Source organism: Agrobacterium sp. K11 (genome assembly GCF_059429395.1).
Genome location: NZ_JCAHRB010000003.1, coordinates 447,016 through 470,048, shown reverse-complemented (window position 1 = coordinate 470,048; position 23,033 = coordinate 447,016). Strand labels below are relative to the sequence as shown.

General features: G+C 58.2%; 24 protein-coding genes. 16 read left to right on the top strand and 8 right to left on the bottom strand.

The window, feature by feature from the left end; genetic code table 11:
• Positions 1 to 5: 5 nt before the first annotated feature.
• The 8 genes from flgG to AC5SEO_RS07440 all read right to left on the bottom strand — a co-directional run bounded on the left by flgG (position 6) and on the right by AC5SEO_RS07440 (position 5,812).
• Positions 6 to 794, bottom strand: a complete 789-nt coding sequence (flgG, locus tag AC5SEO_RS07475; RefSeq protein WP_003515079.1) for a flagellar basal-body rod protein FlgG — start codon at positions 792 to 794, stop codon at positions 6 to 8.
• 122 nt (positions 795 to 916) lie between these two features.
• Positions 917 to 1,252, bottom strand: coding sequence for a flagellar hook-basal body complex protein FliE (fliE, locus tag AC5SEO_RS07470; protein ID WP_003515080.1), 336 nt, complete (start codon positions 1,250 to 1,252; stop codon positions 917 to 919).
• Positions 1,249 to 1,668: a flagellar basal body rod protein FlgC gene (gene flgC, locus AC5SEO_RS07465; RefSeq protein ID WP_003515081.1), complete on the bottom strand. Its 420-nt coding sequence runs from the start codon at positions 1,666 to 1,668 to the stop codon at positions 1,249 to 1,251. Before flgC ends, fliE begins: the two co-directional genes overlap by 4 nt.
• Before the next feature lie 3 nt (positions 1,669 to 1,671).
• Positions 1,672 to 2,064, bottom strand: a complete 393-nt coding sequence (gene flgB, locus AC5SEO_RS07460; protein ID WP_003515082.1) for a flagellar basal body rod protein FlgB — start codon at positions 2,062 to 2,064, stop codon at positions 1,672 to 1,674.
• A gap of 238 nt (positions 2,065 to 2,302) precedes the next feature.
• Positions 2,303 to 2,875 (bottom strand): hypothetical protein, encoded by a 573-nt coding sequence (locus AC5SEO_RS07455; protein WP_003515083.1) that lies wholly within the window; start codon positions 2,873 to 2,875, stop codon positions 2,303 to 2,305.
• A 3-nt stretch (positions 2,876 to 2,878) separates the two neighbouring features.
• Positions 2,879 to 4,285, bottom strand: a complete 1,407-nt coding sequence (gene fliI / locus AC5SEO_RS07450) for a flagellar protein export ATPase FliI (RefSeq protein ID WP_003515084.1) — start codon at positions 4,283 to 4,285, stop codon at positions 2,879 to 2,881.
• 11 nt (positions 4,286 to 4,296) lie between these two features.
• Entirely contained in the window at positions 4,297 to 5,031 is a 735-nt protein-coding gene (gene flgF / locus AC5SEO_RS07445) for a flagellar basal-body rod protein FlgF (RefSeq protein ID WP_112154761.1), read from the bottom strand.
• A gap of 1 nt (position 5,032) precedes the next feature.
• A complete protein-coding gene (locus AC5SEO_RS07440) occupies positions 5,033 to 5,812 on the bottom strand; it encodes a DUF1217 domain-containing protein (protein WP_003515087.1) in 780 nt (259 codons plus the stop codon).
• 184 nt (positions 5,813 to 5,996) lie between these two features.
• On the opposite strand from AC5SEO_RS07440, the gene motA reads away from it, so the two are divergent.
• The 16 genes from motA to AC5SEO_RS07360 all read left to right on the top strand — a co-directional run bounded on the left by motA (position 5,997) and on the right by AC5SEO_RS07360 (position 23,023).
• Positions 5,997 to 6,869, top strand: a complete 873-nt coding sequence (gene motA / locus AC5SEO_RS07435; protein WP_019564306.1) for a flagellar motor stator protein MotA — start codon at positions 5,997 to 5,999, stop codon at positions 6,867 to 6,869.
• Complete coding sequence (locus tag AC5SEO_RS07430; RefSeq protein WP_174067989.1) at positions 6,866 to 7,825, top strand: FliM/FliN family flagellar motor switch protein; 960 nt, start codon at positions 6,866 to 6,868, stop codon at positions 7,823 to 7,825. The genes motA and AC5SEO_RS07430 overlap by 4 nt, the downstream gene beginning before the upstream one ends.
• A 64-nt stretch (positions 7,826 to 7,889) precedes the next feature.
• Positions 7,890 to 8,429, top strand: coding sequence for a flagellar motor switch protein FliN (fliN, locus tag AC5SEO_RS07425; RefSeq protein WP_115063753.1), 540 nt, complete (start codon positions 7,890 to 7,892; stop codon positions 8,427 to 8,429).
• Between the two features lie 27 nt (positions 8,430 to 8,456).
• Positions 8,457 to 9,500 carry a flagellar motor switch protein FliG gene (gene fliG, locus AC5SEO_RS07420; RefSeq protein ID WP_003515095.1) on the top strand — a complete coding sequence of 348 codons (1,044 nt, stop codon included), beginning with the start codon at positions 8,457 to 8,459 and terminating at the stop codon, positions 9,498 to 9,500.
• A 126-nt stretch (positions 9,501 to 9,626) separates the two neighbouring features.
• Complete coding sequence (gene flhB / locus AC5SEO_RS07415) at positions 9,627 to 10,709, top strand: flagellar biosynthesis protein FlhB (RefSeq protein ID WP_003515096.1); 1,083 nt, start codon at positions 9,627 to 9,629, stop codon at positions 10,707 to 10,709.
• 5 nt (positions 10,710 to 10,714) lie between these two features.
• On the top strand, positions 10,715 to 11,152 hold the full coding sequence (locus AC5SEO_RS07410; RefSeq protein WP_003515097.1) for a BspJ family T4SS effector nucleomodulin: 438 nt from the start codon (positions 10,715 to 10,717) through the stop codon (positions 11,150 to 11,152).
• Positions 11,153 to 11,458: 306 nt separating this feature from the next.
• Positions 11,459 to 12,751, top strand: a complete 1,293-nt coding sequence (locus AC5SEO_RS07405) for a flagellin N-terminal helical domain-containing protein (protein WP_065703820.1) — start codon at positions 11,459 to 11,461, stop codon at positions 12,749 to 12,751.
• Positions 12,752 to 13,002: 251 nt separating this feature from the next.
• Entirely contained in the window at positions 13,003 to 13,653 is a 651-nt protein-coding gene (locus AC5SEO_RS07400) for a hypothetical protein (RefSeq protein ID WP_019564304.1), read from the top strand.
• Positions 13,650 to 14,936 (top strand): MotB family protein, encoded by a 1,287-nt coding sequence (locus AC5SEO_RS07395; protein ID WP_065688344.1) that lies wholly within the window; start codon positions 13,650 to 13,652, stop codon positions 14,934 to 14,936. The genes AC5SEO_RS07400 and AC5SEO_RS07395 overlap by 4 nt, the downstream gene beginning before the upstream one ends.
• Positions 14,933 to 16,210 carry a chemotaxis protein MotC gene (motC, locus tag AC5SEO_RS07390; protein ID WP_174067990.1) on the top strand — a complete coding sequence of 426 codons (1,278 nt, stop codon included), beginning with the start codon at positions 14,933 to 14,935 and terminating at the stop codon, positions 16,208 to 16,210. Before AC5SEO_RS07395 ends, motC begins: the two co-directional genes overlap by 4 nt.
• Positions 16,207 to 17,562: a flagellar hook-length control protein FliK gene (gene fliK, locus AC5SEO_RS07385; RefSeq protein WP_174067991.1), complete on the top strand. Its 1,356-nt coding sequence runs from the start codon at positions 16,207 to 16,209 to the stop codon at positions 17,560 to 17,562. The genes motC and fliK overlap by 4 nt, the downstream gene beginning before the upstream one ends.
• Positions 17,510 to 18,076 carry a lytic transglycosylase domain-containing protein gene (locus AC5SEO_RS07380; RefSeq protein ID WP_019564301.1) on the top strand — a complete coding sequence of 189 codons (567 nt, stop codon included), beginning with the start codon at positions 17,510 to 17,512 and terminating at the stop codon, positions 18,074 to 18,076. Before fliK ends, AC5SEO_RS07380 begins: the two co-directional genes overlap by 53 nt.
• Positions 18,077 to 18,358: 282 nt before the next feature.
• The gene (gene rem, locus AC5SEO_RS07375; RefSeq protein ID WP_174067992.1) at positions 18,359 to 19,030 is read left to right on the top strand and encodes a transcriptional activator Rem; all 672 of its coding nucleotides are present in this window, start codon (positions 18,359 to 18,361) and stop codon (positions 19,028 to 19,030) included.
• A gap of 104 nt (positions 19,031 to 19,134) precedes the next feature.
• Positions 19,135 to 20,415 (top strand): flagellar hook protein FlgE, encoded by a 1,281-nt coding sequence (locus AC5SEO_RS07370; RefSeq protein ID WP_174067993.1) that lies wholly within the window; start codon positions 19,135 to 19,137, stop codon positions 20,413 to 20,415.
• A 22-nt stretch (positions 20,416 to 20,437) separates the two neighbouring features.
• Positions 20,438 to 21,916 (top strand): flagellar hook-associated protein FlgK, encoded by a 1,479-nt coding sequence (gene flgK, locus AC5SEO_RS07365; protein WP_003515109.1) that lies wholly within the window; start codon positions 20,438 to 20,440, stop codon positions 21,914 to 21,916.
• Between the two features lie 3 nt (positions 21,917 to 21,919).
• The gene (locus AC5SEO_RS07360) at positions 21,920 to 23,023 is read left to right on the top strand and encodes a flagellar hook-associated family protein (protein WP_174067994.1); all 1,104 of its coding nucleotides are present in this window, start codon (positions 21,920 to 21,922) and stop codon (positions 23,021 to 23,023) included.
• Positions 23,024 to 23,033 lie beyond the last annotated feature (10 nt).

The following is a 23,033-nucleotide window of genomic DNA, read 5'->3' as shown; positions in this document are numbered from 1 at the left end:
CGTTCTTACTTCAGGTTCTTGCTGACAATCGAAGCCATTTCGTCAGCGGTGGTGATGACCTTGGAATTCATCTCGTAGGCGCGCTGCGCCGTGATGAGGTCGGTGATTTCCTTGACGGCATCGACGTTCGAGCCTTCGAGGTAGGATTGCTTGATGTAGCCGTAGCTCGGATCGTCAGGCACGCCGATAACGGCGGCGCCGGAGGCCGGCGTCTGGGAAAAGAGGTTGTCGCCGAGCGGCTTCAGGCCCGCCTCGTTGGCAAAGTTGGCGATGGTCAACTGGCCGAGTTCAGTGAAATCCGCAGCGTTGCCGATGCGGGCGGTCACCTGACCCGTGCGGGTGATGGTGATGTCCTGCGCGTCGGTCGGGATATTGATGTTCGGGATGACATTGTAGCCATCAACCGTCACGAGGTTGCCGTCAGCATTCTTGTTGAAGGCGCCGGCGCGGCTGTAGAGCGTCGAACCGTCGGCCGCCTCGATCTGAAACCAGCCCTGGCCGATGATTGCCACGTCGAGCTTGTTGCCGGTTTCGATCAGGTTGCCCTGGGTGTGGATGTTGCGCACCGCGGAAGTCTGCACGCCGAGGCCGATATTCGCTCCCTCAGGCACGATCGCCTGGTTGGCACGGTTCGGCACACCCTGCATGCGTTCGGTCTGGTACAGAAGATCGGTAAACTCTGCACGCGCGCGCTTATAGCCGGTGGTGTTGATGTTGGCGATGTTGTTGGCAATGACTTCCAGATTGGTCTGCTGGGCGTCCATACCGGTGGCAGCGATGGCAAGAGCTCTCATGTCATTTTTCCTGCGGGGCTAGAGCATTTCCAGTAAAGGCGCGGAGCGGTTCTACGTCCGGAAAGTGCTTAAAAACAAAGGCCTAGAGCGCGGCCAACGATTGGCTTCAAACCGGACGCGCTCTAGATCTGCATCTTGGTAATGTCGAGATAGGCCGACACGATCTTGTCGCGGAACGCGATGGCCGTTTGCAGCGACTGCTCGGCCGAAAGCACGGCATCGACCACTTCGCGTGTGTTTGCCTTGCCCTGAATACCTTCGAAGGAGGCCACTTCCGCCTTCTTCAGGTTGTTCATCGCATCCGTTGACATATTGCCGAGAACGCTTGCGAAGCTTGCGCCCGTCTGCTGGGCGGGCGTCGTCTGCTGGCTGCCGAAAATGCTGTCGGTCAGCGAAGAGACGTTGCTCGTGCCACGCGTGAGCGAGAGGGAACCGAGTTGCTTGATGCCGTCGATCATTGCGATGCTTTCAGAAGGTCGATGGTGGAGGCGACGAGGTCGCGTGTCTGGCGGATGACCTGAAGGTTGGCGTCGTAGCTGCGGTTGGCTTCGCGCATATCCGCCATTTCGATCAGAACGTTGACGTTCGGCATCTTGACCATGCCGCTGGTGTCGGCGGCCGGATTGCCGGGGTCGTATTCATGGACGAAATCGCCGCGGTCGACGCCAAGCTTCTTTACCGTCACGCGCTGCACGCCGCTTACGCGGTCAAGCTCGGAGCCGAATGTCACGGTCTTGCGGCGATAGGGGTCGGCGCCAGGCGTGTCGCCGGTCGATCTTGCGTTGGCAATGTTTTCCGAAACGATGCGCAGTCGGGTGGACTGCACTTCCAGGCCGCTGCCCGCGATCTTGCTCGCCGCACTCAAAGGATCCATGGTTTACCTCTTTACCGTCATCAGCATCATGCGATGGAAGGATTTGACGAGACTGGCGTTCAGGTCGTATTGCCGCTTGATCTCGCCGGTCTTGGTCATTTCCTCGGCAAGCGCGACCGAATTGCCGGACTCCTGCATGCCGATCTCGTTATTGATCGGGTTGTCGCGCACCGCGATATTTTCGCTGAGCTCGCTAGCACCGAAATGAGCGGGATGGGTCTTCGCCATGCCGACCTGCTGGCTGGTGGCCTGCATGACCGCTTCGAAAGGACTGACATCCTTGGCGTGAAACTTGGGTGTGTTGGCGTTGGCGATGTTGGTCGCCACGACTTCCTGCCGCACGCTCAGCCATTCCGCTTGGCGGGAGGCCAGATCGAACAGTTGAATCGGTTGCATAGACTTCTCCATCTCGTATGGCCCGAACCTACGGTGCTAATCTTGCGTCAGACTTGCGGTGAGGGGCGCAGGTGCGGAAGCACTGGAGAATCTGATCCCGAAGGCGATTGCGAAAACAAAAATGGCGCGCCGGCAAATGCGGCACGCCTTGGGATCGAATAGTGAATTGCGAAGACGTCTCCGTCCTGCCTGACTGGATCCGGCGACGGCAGCAGACTTCAGCAGAGTGCCGGTCTGACTACTTCTCGGGATGATAGGTTTTACCGGAAGAAGTCTCTATCATCCACTCGCCGTCGCGCTGCTCGATTTTGGTCAGGCGCGCATTGTCGGGCAATGTGGAGCCCACCCGCACCATATACATGCCCGATCCGTCCTCGATGAGGGCGCGGCCGTTGGAGACATGCAGCAGGCGGAAGGAGGTCTGGCCCGGGAAGGGCTGGTCTTCAAGCCCTGCGGCGAGATTGTTCTGTTTTTCCTTACCCTTTTCGCTGACCGTCGCCGTCGTCAGCATGTCCGGCAATTCGCCGGGCGCTGGCGCGTCTTCCTTGTTGCGATTGGTCATGGCCAGGGGCGAAACGCTGAAGACTTCGCGCGGACCGGTATGGGGCAAGTCGCGCGTGCGGTCGCCGTCTGCCACTCTCATTCCAAACTTGTCCTCGTTGAAGAACACGTACCAGGGGAAAAATGCGGCGGCGGCGGCAAGTCCTATTCCCGTCCACGCCAGAATACGGTCGGGCGTGAAGAAGGGAGGCTGCGGCTGTACGTTCTCGAGGTCGTTATCGTCGATCTTGTCGATCTGTTTCTTTTTCACGGGTCAGCCTCTCATTCTCGGGTTTACCTGTGGCTGATTATTTTGCACTCCACCGCGCAACGCGGTCGCCAGATCGGCGTAGGCGTCCTGCGCCGCCGGTTCATTCGGAAGCTGTTTCAGCGTTTCATAGATGATCGGAACCTGTTTCACCGCCATGTCGAGATCGGGATCGGTGCCGGGTCGATAACCGCCGATGAGGCGCAGATCCCGCGTTTCCTCAAAGCGGTGCACCAGCGCTTTCAGACGCGACACCAGCTTTTCCTGATCCGGTGTCCATGCCTTCTTGGCGAGACGCGAGATCGAGGCCAGAGGATTGATCGGAGGATAGCGACCTTCTTCTGCAAGGCTGCGATCCAGCACGATGTGGCCGTCGAGAATACCGCGGGTCGAATCGGCAATCGGATCGTTGTGGTTGTCGCCGTCCACCAGAATGGAGACGATGGCGGTGATGGTACCGCTGCCTTCGGCGCCGGGTCCCGCCCGCTCCAGAAGGCGCGGCAATTCGGTGAAGACCGAGGCCGGATAGCCGCGTGCCACCGGCGGTTCACCCGAAGCGACCGCCACTTCGCGGATCGCATGGGCAAAACGGGTCACGCTGTCGATGATGAGAAGGACGTTGTCGCCCCTGTCACGGAAATATTCGGCAATGGTGACGGCCGAAAGCGGCGCCATCTTGCGCAGCATCGGGCTTTCGTCGCTGGTCGCGACAACGGCGACGGACTTGCCCATATTCTCGCCCATCGTATCCTCGATGAACTCGCGCACTTCGCGACCGCGCTCGCCGACAAGTCCGATGACGACCTTGTCGAAGGCATCGGCCTTGGCAAGCATCGATAGGAGCGTGGATTTGCCCACGCCTGACCCCGCAAAAATGCCGAGACGCTGGCCAAGGCAGAGAGGCGAGAAAATATCGATTGCCCGGACACCCGTCTTGAAAGGCGTCTCCACCCGCTTGCGCGTCATCGACGGCGGTGCATTGCTGGAAATCGGACGGCGCTCCGTGCCTGATGCAAGCGGACCCTTGCCATCGATGGGTTCGCCAAGCGCATTGATGGTGCGGCCGCACCAGCTGTCGTCAGGCGCAACGCGGAAGGCACCTTTGCGGATGACTGTGTCGTGAATGCCAATCGGCTCGCCCGGTTCGATGGGGCAGACGTAGCAGATATCGGGTTCCACGCGCACGACTTCGCCGAGATGGATACCGGTCGCGCTGCGATGGGCGACGAACTCGCCCAGCCTCACATGCCGCGACAGGCCGGAAACCGTGTAGTGTCCGGCGGCGATGGTGCGGACATGGCCGCCCGGCGCCACCGAAAACTCCGGATCGGCATAGTGTCCGGCAAGGCTGGCCAGCTGGGCGAGCTTCGGTGAAATCGCCTCGACCGTGAGCGTGGATTCCGGCATTGTCATCGCTCAGTTCCTTAACGTGCGCCGCCAAGCGTCTTGATGGCATCGCCGAAAGTGGATTCGGTATCGCGCATCAGCGACGAAATGCTCTCGAAGGCCCGGTTGACCTGGATGAGCTGCGTCATCTGGGAAATGCCGTTGACGTTCGACTGCTCGAGATAACCCTGAACGACGCCGACCTCGTGATTGTTGACGACCGCCGTCGGCGGGGCCACGGGCTTCACGCCGCTATTGGGATGGCGCAGGAAGCCTTTCGAGAAATCCGCCTGGAAGATACCGAGCGTGGCGACGATGTTGTCGTTCTGCCTGATCGCACCATCGAGACTGACGGTGATCGGGCCACCATTCGCATTGAGCTGGATGGGACCGCCGCCGGCGTCGAGAACCGGATAACCGCTTGAGGAGATGAGCGCGCCGTCCGGGCGCATGGTGAAACGCCCGTCGCGGCTCAGGATCTGGCCGTCTGGCGTGTCCATCGCGAACCAGGCATCGCCCTTGATGGCGAAATCGAAACTATTGCCAGTCTGTTCGAAGGCGCCCTGACGGGTGGAGAGATAGTCGTTACCCTGCGATACGAACGCCACCTTGGCATTCATGTCATTGTGGTTCTTGGCGACCATTTCGTCGAATTTCACTTCGGAACCGCGGAAACCCACCGTGTTCGCATTCGCCATATTGTCGGAAATGGTGGTGAGACGACGCTCCAGCGCAATCTGCGAGGAAAGGGCGACGTATAGTCCGGATTGCATATCATTTGCCTCCGAGTTTCAGGGAGTTGATGGAGATCAGCAGGTCCGGGGAAATGCCGTAGCCGCTGGAGGAGCCGAAAACGGCCAGAGGATCATAGGTCGTGGAGGGATTTTGCATTTCCCACATGATGGTGAAACGCTCGAGCAGCTTGCCGACCTTTTCAGGATTTTGCAGATCCTTGATATTGATGGATTTTTCGATGAGCGCGGCCTGTTTTTCGACGCTTCCTGCCGCAATTTCGTCAGGCAGGTTGTAGGCGGTGCGGAACACCTGCGCGAGCGCGTCGTCGGCTAGAAAATCGAGACCCGATTTGATCGTTGGTGCCTTGCGCTCGAAGTAAAGAGCAAGCCGGACACCGTTATTGTCGCCGCCCGCCTCCTGCTCCAGCGTCTGGCGGGTGTATTTGCTGATGATGCCGGACTGGGCCGCTTCGGTCGCAGTTGCAGCTGCACCGAGACTTGCAAAGTCGAGCGATTTCGCAAGGTCCGAATAGCGGCTGTCGGAAAGCTTGTTGGCGAAGGCGTTCTTGTCGGCCGTGCCTTCGGTCAGCACCTTGCGGATGAAGGCTTTCGCATACGCCATGTCCTCGAGGCCGTTGGCTTTCAGCGCATAATTGTAAAGACGGGTATCGGCCATGAAGTCGTCGACGGATTTCACGCTGCCGATCTTCGACCGGTAATATTCGGTTTCGCGCGCCACGTCGGGTTGCTTCGACACACGCTCAAGCGATTTGCCGATGTCCTGACTGATCAGTCTGTAGCTGGTGTAGGTGGAAGTCACTGAACCGCCGCTCTCGTTTGATCCCGATACCAAGGCGCACGTCCGCCTTTGTCGGGATAATGCCGGATGTTGCTTGTGCGAAACTGGCTGCAGTGACGAGTGACAGAGGCTCCGCGGACAGGTTCACGCAAGCCACATTTTCTAGAGATGGCGGCATGGAACACTGTTCGGGCGTGGTCGATCAATGAATATTGTAATTGGACTTATAATCACCTTCGGCTGCATCATCGGCGGCTACATGGCGATGGGCGGCCATCTGAACGTGCTGGTTCAGCCGTTCGAATTGTTGATTATCGGCGGTGCCGGCCTCGGCGGCTTCATCATGGCGAACCCGATGAAGGTCGTGAAGGATTCGGGCAAGGCGCTCGGCGAGGCCTTTAAGCACTCGGTCCCGAAGGAGCGCAACTATCTCGACGTACTCGGCGTACTTTATTCGCTGATGCGCGACCTGCGCACGAAATCGCGCAACGAGATCGAGGCGCATATCGACAATCCGGAAGAATCCTCGATCTTCCAGAGCGCACCCTCGGTGCTGAAGAACAAGGAGCTGACGTCGTTCATCTGTGACTACGTCCGCCTCATCATCATCGGCAACGCGCGCAGCCACGAAATCGAAGCACTGATGGACGAGGAAATCGAGACCATCCTGCACGACAAGCTGAAACCTTACCACGCGATCACCACCATGGGCGATTCCTTCCCCGCCATCGGTATCGTCGCGGCGGTTCTCGGCGTCATCAAGGCCATGGGCAAGATCAACGAATCACCGGAAGTGCTGGGCGGCCTCATCGGCGCCGCACTGGTGGGCACCATGCTCGGCATCATCCTGTCCTATTCGATCTGCAACCCACTCGCTTCGCAGGTCAAGATCGTCCGCACCAAGCAGCACCGCCTCTACATCATCGTCAAGCAGACGCTGATCGCCTACATGAACGGCTCGGTGCCGCAGGTCGCGCTTGAATACGGGCGCAAGACCATCTCCAACTACGAGCGGCCGTCCATCGACGCCGTCGAACAGGAGATGATGAACCCCGGCGGCGAAAACAAGGCGGCATGACCATGGCTAAAGCTGCACAGCAAAAAGCACCCGTCATCGACACGTCGCTGCTCGCGAAACTTACGGGCGGGCTTTCCGACCGCAAGACAATCGCGAAGGTCGGTTCCGATATCGGCCATCTCTACAGCGAATTCCTGCCTGATATCTTTCACAGCGAGACCGGCATTGCGATAGACGTCGAATATATCGGCTCCGAATCGGGGCTGATGACCGATCTCATCGCCAATATCGGCGGCAATTTCTCGGTTGCGGATTGTTCTCTGCGCAACTGGTGCCCCAATTTCATGATGGCGGTCGGCAACGGCTTCGTCATCGCGCTCATGGAGCGCATGCTTGGCGCCGCCGCCGACACCATCGGCGAGCCGGACGAGCGCAGCCTGTCCCACATCGAACTCGACCTGGCGGCCATGGTTCTCGGGCGCATCGGGGGTGTCCTGCGGTCGGGCGTCAACGCGCCGGGCGGTTTCGAGGCGACGATCGACCCGCCCTTTACGGCCAATGGAAAAAGCGCCTTCGAGGAGATGATCGCTGGCCTCTACGGCGTGACAGTCCGCATGAAGATCGCCATCGGCAAGGTTTCTTCGGAATTCGCGCTGATCGTGCCGCAGCGGCCCCTGCTCAAGACCTCCATCGCCGCTCCCAAGGCTTCAGCCCAGGCGCTGAAGAAGCAGGCGGAATGGGTGGATTTGATCTCTGAGCAGGTGAAGAGATCGCAGGTAACGCTTGAGGCGCGCATCAAGCTCGAAACCTTGACCCTGCGGACGATCTCCAGGCTGGTGGCCGGCGACGTCATTCCGTTTCAGGATCTGAAGCAGGACGACATCGGCGTCGAGGTCAGCGCCAACGGCTCCAAGCTCTATAATTGTGAATTTGGCAAGTCCGGCGACCGCTACATGGTTCGGGTAAAGAACAATGTCAGCACGGACGACGAGATCTTGCGACATCTGATGGGTTAAAACCTGTCCACCTTTTTTGGGTTCTGGGCAGGCTGACGCAAGTTTCAAAGGGAATAATCAGCGCATGGCTACGAAGAAAACACCTGTGACCGATGATATGGCGCTGCCGTCGCTTGAAGATGGCGGTGAGCTCGACCAGGCTATCGGCGATCTGCGTGGCGTCCTCAAGACGGATGCGGAAGGTTCGCTGTCCGACTTTGGCGACTTCGGGGATTTCGGGAGCGTTGACGACGCTTCCGTCGACAGCGACCTTTCCGCCTTCGGTGGCGGAGCGGGCGATTTTGCGATGAACGATTTCGCGGCCACCCCACAGGTCGCGGGCATCAAGGCGCCGCTCGGCAGTGGTCTGTCCGACAATATGGACCTGATCATGGATATCCCGATCGATGTCCAGATCGTTCTTGGGACCAGCCGCATGCTCGTCTCGGGTCTGATGAGCCTTGAAGAGGGTGCAACGATCGCGCTTGACCGCAAGATCGGTGAACCGGTCGAGATCATGGTGAATGGCCGCCGTATTGCGCGCGGTGAAATAACGGTACTTGAAGACGACGATACGCGCTTCGGCGTAAAATTGATTGAAGTAATGAGTACGAGAAAAGCCTGATCCCTGTGGGGACGGAGAGGAAAGACCATGATGGACTTCGAGGATTTCGGTAACCCGCTGGCAGGGAAGCCGTTGTCTCAGGCCGACAAGGCGGCCGCGGTGCTTCTTGCCATGGGCAAGGGCGTCGCCGGCAAGCTGCTGAAATTTTTCACGCAGCACGAATTGCAGATGATCATTTCCTCGGCCCAGACGCTGCGTGTCATTCCCCCTGACGAACTCGCCCAGATCGTGGCGGAGTTCGAAGACCTGTTCACGGAAGGAACGGGTCTGATGGACAATGCCAAGGCGATCGAAAGCATTCTCGAAGAGGGCCTGACACCGGAGGAGGTGGACAGCCTTCTCGGCCGTCGTGCAGCCTTCCAGGCCTATGAAGCGTCGATCTGGGATCGCCTGCAGGAAGCGGAGCCGGAATTCGTCGGCAAGTTCCTGCTGCGCGAGCATCCCCAGACCATCGCCTATATCCTCTCCATGCTGCCCTCGTCCTTCGGTGCCAAGGTCCTTCTGACCATTCCCGAAGAGCAGCGCGCCGATATCATGAACCGCACGGTGAACATGAAGGAAGTCAGCCCCACGGCTGCCCAGATCATCGAGAAGCGTGTGGTCAACCTCATCAACGAGATCGAAGCAGAGCGCAATGCGGGCGGTTCCACGAAGGTTGCCGACCTGATGAACGAAATGGAAAAGCCGCAGGTCGATACGCTGCTCAGCTCGCTCGAAACGCTCAGCAAAGAAGCTGCCAACAAGGTCAAGCCGAAGATCTTCCTCTTCGACGATCTCATGTTCATGCCGCAGCGCAGCCGCGTCCTGCTGCTCAACGATGTCTCGGCGGACGTTCTCACCATGGCGCTGCGTGGCGCAACCATGGAAATCAAGGAATGTGTGCTGTCCAGCATCAGCCCGCGCCAGCGCCGCATGATCGAATCGGACCTCGCCGTGCCGCAGGCTTCTATCAACACCCGCGAAGTGGCGATTGCACGCCGCGCCGTGGCGCAGGAAGCGATCCGGCTGGCCAATTCCGGTCAGATTCAGCTGAAGGAAGCCTCCACGGAGGAACAATCCGCAGCAGCCTGAGCGGAAGCCGGTTGATAACCCGCCTTACAGGCAATGCCGGCCATTGCGATGGCCGGTCTCGGGCGCTAGTTTCGGAATGACGGCCTGCCGCGATCGGCGGGCCTTTTTTTATCCCGGGAACGTGCCTTGGCAGACGATCAGGACAAGGACAGTAAAACAGAAGACCCAACGGAGAAAAAACTCCGTGATGCGGCGGAAAAGGGCAATCTTCCCTTTTCCCGCGAGGTGCCGATCTTTGCTTCGTCACTCGCCTTTTACTGCTATCTGGTTTTCTTTTTGCCCGACGGCGCCGGTCGCCTCGGCGTAACGCTGAAGGACCTGTTCGGCCAGCCCGAACAATGGAACCTCAGCACCAGGCCGGATGCCCTGTCGCTGCTTTATTTCCTCGGCACGTCCATGGCCTATCTGCTCATGCCGGCCATGATCATGTTCATCGTCTTCGGCCTTGCCTCCTCGTTTTTCCAGAACCTGCCGTCGCCGGTGCTTGAGAGGGTGCGTCCGCAATGGTCGCGCATCTCGCCTGCAAAGGGGTTCGGCCGCATCTACAGCAAGCAGGGATTTGTGGAATTCGGCAAATCGCTGTTCAAGATCTTGATCGTTTCGATCATCATGTTCCTGTCTCTGCGCGGCGATTTCTACAGTCTCATCGACCTGATGTTCTCCGACCCGCAGGTCATTTTCGTCAGGGTTGTCGAGCTCACCAAAAAGATGATGGTCGTGATTCTCTTTTCGACCGCGCTGCTTGCCGCCGTCGACCTTTTGTGGACGCGCCACCACTGGTTCAGCCAGCTGAAAATGACGAAGCATGAGGTGAAGGAAGAATACAAGCAATCGCAGGGCGACCCGGTGGTCAAAGCCCGTCAGCGTTCGGTCGCCCGTGACCGCGCCCGCCGCCGCATGATCGACAATGTGCCGCGCGCGACACTGGTGATTGCCAACCCGACACACTTTGCAGTGGCGTTGCGTTACGTTCGCGAAGAAGGCGACGCGCCTGTCGTCGTTGCCAAGGGTCAGGACCTTATCGCATTGAAAATCCGCGAGATTGCGGAAAAAAATAATATCCCCGTTTTTGAAGATCCGCCGCTCGCACGCTCCATGTTTGCGCAAGTCTCGATCGATAGTGTGATTCCACCAGCTTTTTACAAGGCTGTAGCTGAGCTCGTTCATCGGGTTTACGCCATGAAGTCATCGAAAATACGGGTTCAATAAAACCAATGAAAAAATCCGCCTATTCTGAAAAGCGGGAAATGATCGTCGCAGAGGCGATCAACCCGATCGCCACCGAACTGCGCCTGCTCGATCCGGCCGACCTGATTTCATTGCTCAGATTCGAGTGCTACGGCAGCATTGCCGACCTCGTCTCGTCGGCCGCGGAGCTTTATTATCATCCGGGCACGATCAATTTCGGTGCCGGTGGCGAATACAGGCTCGAATGGGAAGGGGCGCCGGAGATCGTCCTCGATCTCGAACTGAAACCGCACGGCGCGACGGTTTATGCGCAATTGATTCTGGCCAACGAGCATGCTGCGGTCGAGATCAATCATGTTTCGTTTCAGAACCCTTCGGAAAATCCGGACGAGAACACCGAATTTCTCCGTCAGAGCCTGACGGCTGCCCGATTCGTGTCGGCCCGCCAGGGCGAAGCTGCCTGAACCAGTCCAGCGGACATTTTCATATATTATCCATTGCGCCTTCCGAATTCGCGGGCGCGATGGCTTCATTCGGGCACTTTTTCACCCGACCTTGCCTGAAGCGTGTCGGTTTATGCAAAACCGGCCTGTGAAGGCAAGGAACGCCTTGCAAATCAGCGTTGTTGTTTGGTACCTATCGAATTAACGATTTGTTAACGAACGGCAGGTCGCGGTGGCTCTTTTTACCATCGCTGATGCGCATGATGCCTCTGCTCGTTTTCGGCGCAGCGCCGGATTTTTCCTGACAGTACCAATTGGGTGGACCCAATGACCAGCATTTTGACCAATGCGGCGGCGATGGCCGCGCTGCAAACCTTGCGCATGATCGACAAGAATCTCGAGACGACGCAGGCGCGTGTGTCGTCCGGCTACCGTGTCGAAACAGCGGCGGACAATGCCGCCTACTGGTCTATCTCCACAACCATGCGCTCCGACAATGCAGCGCTCTCGGCCGTGCAGGATGCATTGGGACTTGGCGCCGCCAAGGTTGATACGGCCTATGACGCCCTTGCGAACTCGATCGAGGTCGTCAAGAAAATCAAGGAAAAGCTTGTCGCCGCCTATGGCGTCGGGGCTGACCGCGGCAAGATCCAGGACGAAATCAAGCAGCTTCAGGAACAGCTGAAGAGCACGTCGGAATCTGCCTCCTTCTCCGGCGAGAACTGGCTGCAGGCCAGCATCAGCAATGGTGGCACGCCGCCGGTTGTAGAACCCATCACCAAAAAGGTCGTCGCGTCCTTCACGCGCACCGGTTCGGGCAATGTCGGCGTCACCACGGTTGACTATGTGTTGGACGGCAGTGCCGTGCTTTTCGACCTCAGCGGCGGAAAACTCGGTATTCTCGACAAGAGCGCCGTTTTTGTCGCGAAGACGGAACAACAGATCACCCAAACATCGACGACAGCCGGCGTGACCACCAATGCGGGTTACGTCGTCAAGAAATTGACGGACGCGGAAATCGGCACGCTGAATGCGGCGACGCCGGATACGAATACCGACCCGAGCGTCTACAGCAACGGAACGGTGAATTATCTTCGTTTGTCCGAGAATACCTGGGTCAAGGTGACGGCGACCAACCCTTCGAGCGGCACCACCACCGTCGCGGCGGCCTATCGGGACACAGGCAGCAACGATTGGTTCTATGACACGACCGGTGCGCCGACCTCCGTTGCCAGATCCCTCGGTCTTTCCGTCTCCACGCTCGATCTCGACAATCTTGATGTCGTGGCGGCAGCCATGAGCGGTTTTTCCGGTGGCACCACGAACTACACCGCTTCCGACGCCATCGATGTGATGATGAGTTTTGTCGACAAGCAGCTCGAAGCCATGACCAGTACGGCCTCCAGCCTCGGCTCACTACAGAGCCGTATCAACATGCAGGAAAACTTCGTCTCGAGCCTGATGGACGTGATCGACAAGGGTATCGGCCGTCTCGTGGATGCGGATATGAACGAGGAATCGACCAGGCTGAAGGCTCTGCAGACACAGCAGCAGCTCGGCATCCAGGCGCTCTCGATCGCCAATGCCAACGCGCAAAACATCCTTCAGCTCTTCAAGTAAACCGGCGTCGGTCCGGCGGGTTCGGGGGAGTTGGTTGCAAGGTTTCTGAAAACGGGGCCCGCCTTCATCCTCGCACAAGTTTGAACACCTAACGTCGGGGCAATATCGGGTGGATCGCATGGCGTGATCCGGCCGGAAACAATTGAAGAGACGGGCAGGGTAGCAAGGATGACGGTGGTGCCGCCAAACGGCTTTGATCGCAGGCAACGAAACATGTTTCGCCCTTTTGGCCCGTTTTTCCGGGGGCGGGCATGAGCGCGTCCATTGCAAGATATCTCAAGGATTTCGGTGACGTGCAGCCCGCGGGACTGACGTTCGGCGAACCGTTGGCGGATGTCGACGGCATTTCCGGTTTTGGCGATATTGCATCCGGTTTCGATGAATTCGAGCCGCTCGACGTCGAAAGCGAAAAACAGGCCGCCTATGCCCGTGGTCACGAGGATGCGACCCGCGAGATCACGGAGAAAATGCAGGCCGAGCGCGAGGAGCTTCTTGCCGCTCATGCCGCAGAACTCGAAGGCTTACGTTCCGTCTATCTGGAAGAAATTGCCGTTTTCCTGTCGCTGAGACTGCGTGAAGGCATCGATGCGATCGCCACCAATCTCAGCGAACAGACCGCCAATATCCTTGCCCCGGTTCTGACCGAAGAGCTGTCGCTGAAGGCGGTTTCGGCGCTTGCGGATGTCGTTCGCGCTTCCATGCCGGATGGCGAGGCCGTGACCCTTGTCGTGAAAGGCCCGAAAGATTTGTTTGAGCAGCTGAAGACGCAGCCGGGCTTTGAAGAAGAGACGATGAAATTTACCGAGACGGCAGATATCGATCTCTCCGTTGAGTTGGGTGAAAGCGTGTTCGTCACGCGCATGTCCGCCTGGGCGTCCAGTCTTCGCAAGGTGATGAAATGAGTGAAGGCGAAAATCACCACCACGGCAAGAACGAGATCATCATCGTCAAACGCCACAAGGGCGGGCACGATGGCGCCCATGGCGGCGCGTGGAAGATCGCTTATGCCGACTTCATGACGGCCATGATGGCGTTCTTCCTCGTCATGTGGCTGGTCAACGCCGCAAACGAGGAAACCAAGGCCTCGGTCGCCAGCTATTTCAATCCGATAAAGCTGTCCGATGAAAAACCTTCGTCCAAGGGGCTGGAAAAGCCGGTGGACAAGGAAGAGGGCGTCGAGAAGAAAGACCAGTCCAACATAAAGGCGGAAAAGGTCACCCAGGGTTCGGCCGCTGCGACAGGTGAAGACCTGACCTCGCAGACCGGGGAGCAGTCGAACTTCTCAGAAGCGGACTTTTTCGAGAATCCCTATTCCGTTCTGGCGGAAATTGCCCAGCAGGTCGGGCAGCAGGCCAATGTCAGCGCCAAGGGCGAAGGTGGTGCTGCCGATTCCGGCCCGGCGACGGGTGCGAGCGGCGGTGAGGCTTACCGCGATCCCTTCGATCCCGATTTCTGGACCCAGCAGGTGAAGATCACACGTGCGGACCAGCAGCAAAATCCGGTCGAACAGCAGCAATCTGCCGAGAACAAGCAGCAGGACGCTGCCAAGGATAATGAAGCGGTTGCGGCTAAATCGTCTCAGCAGCCAGCCGATGGTGCAGATCACGGCAAGGCCATGGAAGTCGCCGCCGTTGTGCCGCAGCAGCGGCCGGGTGCTGCAGAGCAGGCAGCACTTACGCAGCCTCAGCCGGAGCAGCAGCAGCAAGGTACTGCGGCGCAGAAGGAAGAGGCCAAAGAGCTGCGCCAAGAGATCGAGAAGCAGATATCCGGCATCAGCGGTAAGCTCGCCGAAGGTCTGGTGGTGACGCCCGCCGAAGGCGGATTGCTGTTGACCATTTCCGACCAGACGGAAACGCCGATGTTCAATGTCGGATCGGCTGTGCCCCGCGGCGAAATGGTCCTGGCCATGGAGAAGATCGGCAAGTTGCTTCAGGAGCGTGGCGGCAGCGTGGTGATCCGCGGCCATACCGATGGACGCCAGTTCAAGGGTGAGGCCAATGACAATTGGCGGCTTTCCATGGACCGCGCGCATAGCGCCTATTACATGCTGGTTCGCGGCGGCCTGTCGGAAGAGCGGGTGAAACAGGTTTCGGGTTTTGCGGATCGCAGATTGCAGGTGCCGGCAGACCCGCTGGCGAATGCGAACCGCCGTATCGAAATCCTGCTTGAGGCCGATCGGGGGTGAGTGTGACGAAATCCTCGAAACGTTGGATTTTTCTTGCGGCGACACTGTGTGGTCTCGGTGCCGAACCGGCGAAGGTTTTTGCGCAATCGCAAGACAACCTCATGCCCTATGCCATGTTGCGTTCCCTGCAGTTCGTGCAGGATTCGGTCACCATGGGAGACCATTCGGCAACCGAAATGCAGCGGTTTCTGCTCCAGACGATCGACGAGCGGCTTAAGAGCGCACCTTCGGCGATCTTCAAGGATCCGCGCAATGTCGATGCGGCGCTTGTGTACGCGATGAGCGGCGGCAATCCGGCCACGCTCGAATTGCTCGTCGCGCGGGATGTGGACGGCAATTTCGACAGCCGCGTCGCCGATATTCTGCGCAAATATCTGTCCGGCAAGGGAACGCTGGTCGCCCAGAGCATCGCGGCCATGGTGCCCGAGTATCGCGGCACGAGAATTGGCGCCTATCTTGCACTGATCGGCGGCAATGTGACGATCCCCCGCGATCCGGTGGCTGCCCTCGGTTTCTATGACATAGCCCGGCTCGAAGCGCCCGGTACCATCGTGGAGGAGGCTGCGCTCCGCCGCTCGCTTGCTATCGCCGTTGAAGACGGCGATGCCGGGCGTGGCGTCGAATATGCACAGCGTTACGCGCGGCGGTTCCTGCATTCGCCCTATGCCAGCCAGTTCGCGGACCTTCTGGTCTCACTGGTGGTCAAACGTGTCGATTCCATCGGGCACGACACGATAGAGGAAACATTCGCCATGATGGACGCGGAGAGGCAGAAGGAAGCTTATCTGCGCCTGTCCCGTCTCGCGGCGATCAGCGGCAAGGATTCGCTGGCTCGCATGGCGGCGTTGAAGGCGAAAGCGCTGTCGCCGGATATGCCGGACCAGCCGCCAGTTCAGGCAAATCTCTATGAAAGCCTTTCCAATATCGGCACGCCCGATGTGGTGAGCGCGATTGAAACAATCGGGCAAATTCCCGAGGCCCAGCTTTCGGATCGCGACAGGGCCCTGCGGGACGCGGCAAGGGCAATCGCCGACCAGGTGGTTCGTCCGCCTTCCCCGCAGCCTGGCGCCGATCCCGGTGTCACGGCAGGGCAGGGGGCCGGGTCGGGCGCGCCCGCGAATGAGGCGGCCAGTGCCGAGACCAAGGGCATATGGAGAGTTGAAAACCACAAGGCTGAGGATGAGGGCGAGAACGTCCGGCAACTCGTGACGAGCGGCCGCAGTAAGCTCGATGAAATCGACAGCCTTTTGAAGAAAGGCGAGGGGGCACCATGATCGACGCAACCATCAACGCGATAGTGAATGCGCCATATAACGATCCGCGCGCTGGCAGCGCCAGTGTGAGGGACGACGCCAAAGGCGGAAGTTTCGGCGACACTCTCGCGACGGTCAGGGAAGAGCGCCCGCCGCAGGCACCGCATTCGCGTCATCAGCAGGAAGCGGGATCGGCTGAGGAGCAGAATGTGCAACCGGATGACGATGCTGAAAAGACGGATGTGCCGGTCAAGCGGCCTCCGAGCTTCCTGAACGTGATCGTCAAGGACCATTCCGGAGAAGGCCATGGTCACGAGGCGCTGGCGGAGCTTCAGAATGCGATTAAGACGGCGCACACATCGCCTGAAAACGGCAAACCTGGCAAGAAGGTCAAGGACGCCGACAAGGAGAGCCAGACGGCGGCGGATGCAACCGATCCGAAGCTGGCAGAGCTGCAGACGCTCACGGCCAATGTCGGCGATATCGTGACAGCCAAGACGCCCCTTGAGGAAATTGCGCAGGCGATTGCCGGCAAGGCCGATGTCAAATCCGAAAAGGTTGAAACTGTCAGGGGTAAGGCTGAGCCTCTGGCGAAGGACATGCACGCACGGACCGAGCTTGCCGGAAACGAAGCCGGATCCGGATCGGGCACTGAAGGCGACGCCTCGGCATTCCGCTTCGCATCTCCTCGTTCCGGCACAGCCCGCGCTCTCGATATGAGTACGGTTCAGCGGGATGGCCGCGTCGAGTTCGATGCCCGGGAAAGCAGTGGCAAGGCGACCGAGACGATTACCGTTCTCGATTCGCGGCGGTTCATTGGTCTGGCACCATCATCCAACGCCTCGGCTCTGACCGGCCTCATCGCCAATGATTCTGAATGGGTTAGCGCCATGCAGCCCGGCTCGTCGCTGTCCAATGAGGCGGCCCAGAGCAGCACCGGCAAAGTCGTCCATACGCTGAAGCTGCACATGACGCCGATCGAGCTGGGATCGGTGACGATGTCGTTGCGTCTTGCCGGCGATGAGCTTGCCGTTCACATGACGGTGGAGAACGTGGCCGCCTACAAAAAGCTTCAGCAGGACAGCAAGAGCATCCTCGAGGGCCTCAAGGTGCAGGGTCTGACGGTCGATAACATCACGATCAGCATTGCTTCTTCTGACAAGAGTGACCAAACGGGCACACAAGCCAACAATCAGCAAAATCAGCAGGCGCAGCAGCAGGGCCAACAGGCCGCCGCAGGGCGCAACCGTGACGAGTCCGGCACACGCGGCGGACGGCAGGGCAATGGTGATAATTTGGGGGTGCATAATGAAGGCATGGATGGCGCTCTTGGCTCTGCCCGCACTTCTGCTGACAACGGCGTTTACCTCTGAAAACGCCTCCGCTTCGGCAACGTCAGGTGTCTGTGAAAGGGAAATTCAGTCCGCCGCCCGCAAATACGGCGTGCCGGAGGGAATTCTCTATTCTGTCGGCCTGACCGAGACCGGTCGCAAGGGTCGGCTTGACCCCAACGCCATGAATATTGAGGGAAAACCGGTATTTGCCTCCTCCACCGAGGAGGCATTGACCACTTTCGAGACGGCAAAGCGCAACGGCGCCAAGCTGATCGACCTCGGATGCATGCAGATAAACCACTATTTCCATGGCGAAAACTTCACATCCGCGCGTGAAATGTTCGATCCGCGCCGCAATGTCGAATATGCCGCCATGTTCCTGCGCAATCTCCACAACAGGCACGAAACCTGGACCATGGCGGTCGCCCGCTACCATGCCGGGCCCAACAACGACCCGGCTCAAAAGAAATATGTCTGCCGGGTGATCGCCAATCTGGTGGCGACAGGCTACGGAAAATGGACCGCCAACGCGAAAAATTTCTGCGACGGATAACAACCATCGATTGTTTTGATGCGGTCAAGGACTCGCAATTTGAAATGTGGCGAGAGAAAGCCCTAAAAAAGGCGTCGCAAGCGATTTTTTCGGATTTTTGAAATTTTTACACAAAAATTTTGTACCGTATATGGTTAACAACCACTATATATAGATCAAATCGGCACAAAATGGTTAATCAATTATTAATAACTGTCGATGATTTCCTACAGTTGTCGCTGAATCCCCCGATTCGTACCAATGCCGCATTGGAAAACACCACACTGATTCGGAGGCGGACGAATGATCGTAGTGGTTGATGAGCGCGAGCTCGTTAAAGACGGCTATACTTCTCTATTTGGGCGTGAGGGCATCCCCTCGACCGGTTTCGATCCGGTCGAATTCGGGGAATGGGTCTCGACGGCAGCGGACAGCGATCTGGCGGCCGTAGAGGCATTCCTGATCGGTCAGGGCGACAAGAGCTTCTCCTTGCCCAAGGCGATCAGGGATCGCACGACGGCACCGGTGATCGCGGTCAGCGACCAGCCCTCGCTGGAATCGACTCTGGCGCTGTTCGACAGCGGCGTCGACGATGTCGTGCGCAAGCCGGTTCACCCCCGTGAAATCCTTGCGCGTGCGGCGGCGATCCGTCGCCGCCTGCAGGTTATCTCGAATTTCACCGATGCGGGACCGATCCGGGTTTTCTCCGACGGTCGTGATCCCGAAGTCGGTGGTGAGGTATTTGCCTTGCCGCGGCGCGAGCGCCGCATCCTTGAATATTTGATTGCCAATCGCGGACGCCGCGTTTCCAAGGCGCAGATTTTCAATGCCATCTACGGCATCTTCGATGATGACGTCGAAGAGAACGTCGTGGAAAGCCACATCAGCAAGCTGCGCAAGAAGCTTCGCAAGAAGCTCGGCTACGATCCGGTCGATTCCAAGCGTTTCCTCGGTTACAGCATTGATTGGCAATAATATTCATTCATCCGCGTGGTCTTTTTCAAACGCGGTATTTCAGACAGCTTCACGCAAGCCAAACGCTTTACCTTCTCCCTGAAGATGACCACGAGGGTTTTTGAATGAGTATTTTCGGCACTATGCGAACCGGTGTGTCCGGCATGAATGCACAGGCTAACAAGCTGGGAACCGTTGGCGACAACATCGCCAACGCAAGCACCACCGGCTACAAGCGCGCATCGACGTCGTTCTCCTCGCTCGTTCTGCCCTCCTCGTCGGGCAGCTATGCCTCCGGCGGCGTGCAGTCCAACGTTCGCTACAGCATTTCAGAGCAGGGCAACCTCTCCTACACCACGTCGAGCACTGACCTTGCCATTCAGGGCAACGGCTTCTTTGTGGTTCAGGACGGAGCAGGCACGCCTTACCTCACAAGAGCCGGCTCTTTCGTGAAGAATGCGGAAGGGTATCTGGAAAACTCTGCTGGCTTCCAGCTGATGGGCTACCCTTATGGATCCAACCCGCCAGCTGCCGTCGTCAACGGTTTTACCGGTCTCGAGGCTATCAATGTCAACAACTTCGGCCTGACTGCATCGGCGTCCACACAGGGTAGCTTCCCGGCCAACCTGAACCGCGATGAAGATCCGGTTACTGCGGGTTCGCGTCCGAGTAACAACGTCGCTACTTCGACAATCGGTGCCAAGACCTCGCTGACGGCGTTCGATAGCGGCGGTGCAAAGGTACTCTACGATTTCTACTATACCAAGACCGCTGCAAACACCTGGGAAGTGGCGGTTTATCGTCAGGACCAGTCCACGAATGGTGGTTTCCCATACACGGCAACAGCACCTGCTACGCTGGTCCAGGGAACTGTGTCGCTGACATTCGACCCGGCCACTAACAAGCTTACGACTGCGTCTCCCAAATCGATCACCATCAACGATAGCAACAGCGGCGTTGCGCAGTCGATCGATATCGACCTGTCTGATATGTCGCAGTTTTCATCGAAGTTCACGCCCGGCACCGCGATCCTGAACGGCAATGGTCCCAGCCAGATCAAGGATGTCGAAATCGGCAAGGACGGCGTGGTGACCGCAGTCTATCAGGATGGTGGCCGCCGCAACATCTACCAGCTGGCGCTGGCAACGGTGCCGAGCGTCGACAATCTCAGCCCGCAGAACGGCAACGTTTATCTGCCCAGCAACGAGTCGGGTGTCGTCACCATCGGCTTCGCGCAGACTGGCAGCTTCGGTTACATCCAGAAGGGTGCGCTTGAGGGCTCGAACGTCGATATCGCCAGCGAACTCACCGACATGATTGAATCCCAGCGTATCTATACAGCGAATTCGAAAGTCTTCCAGACCGGGTCGGATTTGATGGATGTCCTGATCAATCTGAAGAGATAGTAATTCTCACGAGGACAAATGAATGTCGCTCACGTCAGCAATGAATACTGCGCAGTCGATCTTCAACAATACAGGTAAGCAGACGGACGTTACTTCGAAAAACATTGCCAATGTGGGTAATGCGAACTACGTCAAGCGAACCGCCATTCTCGGCACGACCATGTCCGGTGCAAGTATTGTCGCCAACGGCCGTGCCCAGAATGAGAGCCTCCTGAGGCAGACGATCTCCAGTGCATCCCTCGCTTCCGGCCAGAAAACCGTTCTGACCGGGCTCGAGGAGATGAAAAGCCTTTTCGGCGGCAACGATTACGAGAGTTCGCCTGCCACCTATATGAAGGAACTGCTGAAGAGCCTTGACGGTTACGCCTCAAAGCCGAGCGATTCCGCGCTTGCTGCGACTGCGGTTACATCAGCCGTGGACGTCGCCAATTCCCTTAACAAGGCTTCGTCCGAACTGCAGGCGATGCGCCTGCGTGCCGACAAGGAAATGTCCCTTCAGGTCGACAAGCTGAACGGCCTGCTCGCGAAATTCGAGGAAGCCAATAACGAGGTCAAGGCGCAGACCGCGATCGGCGGCAATCCAAGTGATGCTCTCGACCAGCGCGAGACGCTGCTGAAGGACATTTCGTCCATCATCGGGATCAACGTCGTCAATCGTGAAAACAACGACGTGGCGCTCTACACGGCGGATGGCGCGACCCTGTTCGAAGTCGTGCCGCGCAAGGTTACTTTCAAGGCGCAGCCGGGCTACGACGCGACGGTCACGGGGAACGCGATCTACGTTGATGGCGTCGCGATCAAGGCGAGCAGCGGCAGCAACACGACAGCGGAAGGTTCGCTTCAGGGTCTGATGCAGGTTCGTGACGACCTGGCGCCAACCATGCAGAGCCAGCTCGACGAAATTGCGCGCGGCCTCATCACCATGTTTGCGGAAAAGCCGGCCAGCCCCACCAGCACGCTGCCGAAGATGCCAGGCCTCTTCACCTACGGCTCCCCTGCGGCCACAACCATTCCGGCAAGCGGTGTTGTCTCTCCCGGGCTCGCTGCGAGTATTACCGTCAACCCTGCGTTAATTATTTCCAAAGGTGGAAACCCGGAATTGTTGCGCGACGGCGGTATCAACGGTACCGCTTATGTAATCAACAGCACAACTTCAGGCGGAACCGGGTTTTCCGCACTGATCGACAGCTATGTCACTGCTTTTGACGCGCCCATGAATTTTGCCGCGTCGACACGTATCGATACGAATACAAGCATCCTGAAATACGGCACCAACTCGGTGGGGTGGCTCGAACAGGAACGATCCGGCGCAACTTCGGCAAACGAAGCGAAAAGCGCGCTCTATGAGCGCTCCGCCACGTCCTATTCGAACAATACTGCCGTCAGCCTGGATGAGGAGCTTTCGCTGCTCATGGATATCGAGCAATCCTACAAGGCCGCCACGAAGCTGGTGACCACCATCGACGACATGCTCAAGTCGCTGATGGATATGGTGAGGTAATAGATGAAAACGTCCTTCATTTCATCGCTGGCGATGCAGAACAGCATGCGCAGCACCATCCTCAAGGCCCAGCTTGAGATGACGAACCTCAATACCGAGCTGACCACGGGCAAACATGCGGACCTGGGCGTGACGCTGGGTGCCAACACGGCCCGCAGTCTTGACCTTAATCGCGATGTCGATCGTCTCTCTTCGCTCGTCAGCGTCAATTCCATCGCCACGCAGCGCCTCAAGTCCTCTCAGGCGGCACTTGATGGCATGGCAAAGGCCGCCCAGGAAATTCAGAAGGTTCTTGTTCCGAATACCAGCAGCGCAGCACCAACGCTGGCAACGGTCGCCAAAACCATTTCGAATGCGTTCAACACCTTCACCGGTTTTGCCAATACGGCAGTCAGTGGCGAATTTCTGTTTTCCGGCATCAATACGGATGTGAAGCCTATCGATGACTACTTTGCCGAAGGATCGACGCTGAAGGCAGCCTATGAGGTTGAGCTGAACGCGTTCATGGCGGCACAGACACCTGCGGTCGGTAACATTGCCGACCTGTCCAAGGATCAGGCCTCGGCGTTCATGACCCGTATCGAAGGCGTGTTCAACGGTACTACGCCGGTTACGAACCCACCGCACAGCGATCTGACGGCCGGCCAGAATTACGATTTCTGGACGACCTATGGGTCGAAGGCGAGCGACACGAACATGACGAGCCGCATCAGCCAGAACGAGGTGGTCGAGACATCGACCAACAGCAACTCGCAAGGCATGCGTTACTTCGCGATGACAGCAATGACGGCGATGACGTTCCTTGATGACAAGGTCCCAAGCGATGTTCGCGAACTGGTGGCGACCAGGTCGGTGACCAATATAGGCACGGTCATTAGTGGTTTGAATCAGCAGCAGAGCCAGCTCGGCCTTTCCGAAAGCCGTGTTTCGAAAGCGAACGACTCGCTCGCCGCCCAGAAAAAGATCATCGAGACTCATCTGCTGGATATCGAGGGGATCGATACCTACGAGGTGAAGACACGCCTGGATCTGCTCCAGCAGCAGATTGAAATTGCCTACAGCCTTACGTCGCGTCTGCAAAAAATGAGTCTGGTAAACTACCTCTGATGAACAGGGG

Coding starts and splice junctions, on each gene's coding strand:
- flgG (WP_003515079.1), bottom strand. CDS start 794: ATGAGAGCTCTTGCCATCGCTGCCACCGGTATGGACGCCCAGCAGACC.
- fliE (WP_003515080.1), bottom strand. CDS start 1,252: ATGATCGACGGCATCAAGCAACTCGGTTCCCTCTCGCTCACGCGTGGC.
- flgC (WP_003515081.1), bottom strand. CDS start 1,668: ATGGATCCTTTGAGTGCGGCGAGCAAGATCGCGGGCAGCGGCCTGGAA.
- flgB (WP_003515082.1), bottom strand. CDS start 2,064: ATGCAACCGATTCAACTGTTCGATCTGGCCTCCCGCCAAGCGGAATGG.
- fliI (WP_003515084.1), bottom strand. CDS start 4,285: ATGACAATGCCGGAATCCACGCTCACGGTCGAGGCGATTTCACCGAAG.
- flgF (WP_112154761.1), bottom strand. CDS start 5,031: ATGCAATCCGGACTATACGTCGCCCTTTCCTCGCAGATTGCGCTGGAG.
- motA (WP_019564306.1), top strand. CDS start 5,997: ATGAATATTGTAATTGGACTTATAATCACCTTCGGCTGCATCATCGGC.
- AC5SEO_RS07430 (WP_174067989.1), top strand. CDS start 6,866: ATGACCATGGCTAAAGCTGCACAGCAAAAAGCACCCGTCATCGACACG.
- fliN (WP_115063753.1), top strand. CDS start 7,890: ATGGCTACGAAGAAAACACCTGTGACCGATGATATGGCGCTGCCGTCG.
- fliG (WP_003515095.1), top strand. CDS start 8,457: ATGATGGACTTCGAGGATTTCGGTAACCCGCTGGCAGGGAAGCCGTTG.
- AC5SEO_RS07410 (WP_003515097.1), top strand. CDS start 10,715: ATGAAAAAATCCGCCTATTCTGAAAAGCGGGAAATGATCGTCGCAGAG.
- AC5SEO_RS07405 (WP_065703820.1), top strand. CDS start 11,459: ATGACCAGCATTTTGACCAATGCGGCGGCGATGGCCGCGCTGCAAACC.
- AC5SEO_RS07400 (WP_019564304.1), top strand. CDS start 13,003: ATGAGCGCGTCCATTGCAAGATATCTCAAGGATTTCGGTGACGTGCAG.
- AC5SEO_RS07395 (WP_065688344.1), top strand. CDS start 13,650: ATGAGTGAAGGCGAAAATCACCACCACGGCAAGAACGAGATCATCATC.
- fliK (WP_174067991.1), top strand. CDS start 16,207: ATGATCGACGCAACCATCAACGCGATAGTGAATGCGCCATATAACGAT.
- AC5SEO_RS07380 (WP_019564301.1), top strand. CDS start 17,510: ATGGCGCTCTTGGCTCTGCCCGCACTTCTGCTGACAACGGCGTTTACC.
- rem (WP_174067992.1), top strand. CDS start 18,359: ATGATCGTAGTGGTTGATGAGCGCGAGCTCGTTAAAGACGGCTATACT.
- AC5SEO_RS07370 (WP_174067993.1), top strand. CDS start 19,135: ATGAGTATTTTCGGCACTATGCGAACCGGTGTGTCCGGCATGAATGCA.
- flgK (WP_003515109.1), top strand. CDS start 20,438: ATGTCGCTCACGTCAGCAATGAATACTGCGCAGTCGATCTTCAACAAT.
- AC5SEO_RS07360 (WP_174067994.1), top strand. CDS start 21,920: ATGAAAACGTCCTTCATTTCATCGCTGGCGATGCAGAACAGCATGCGC.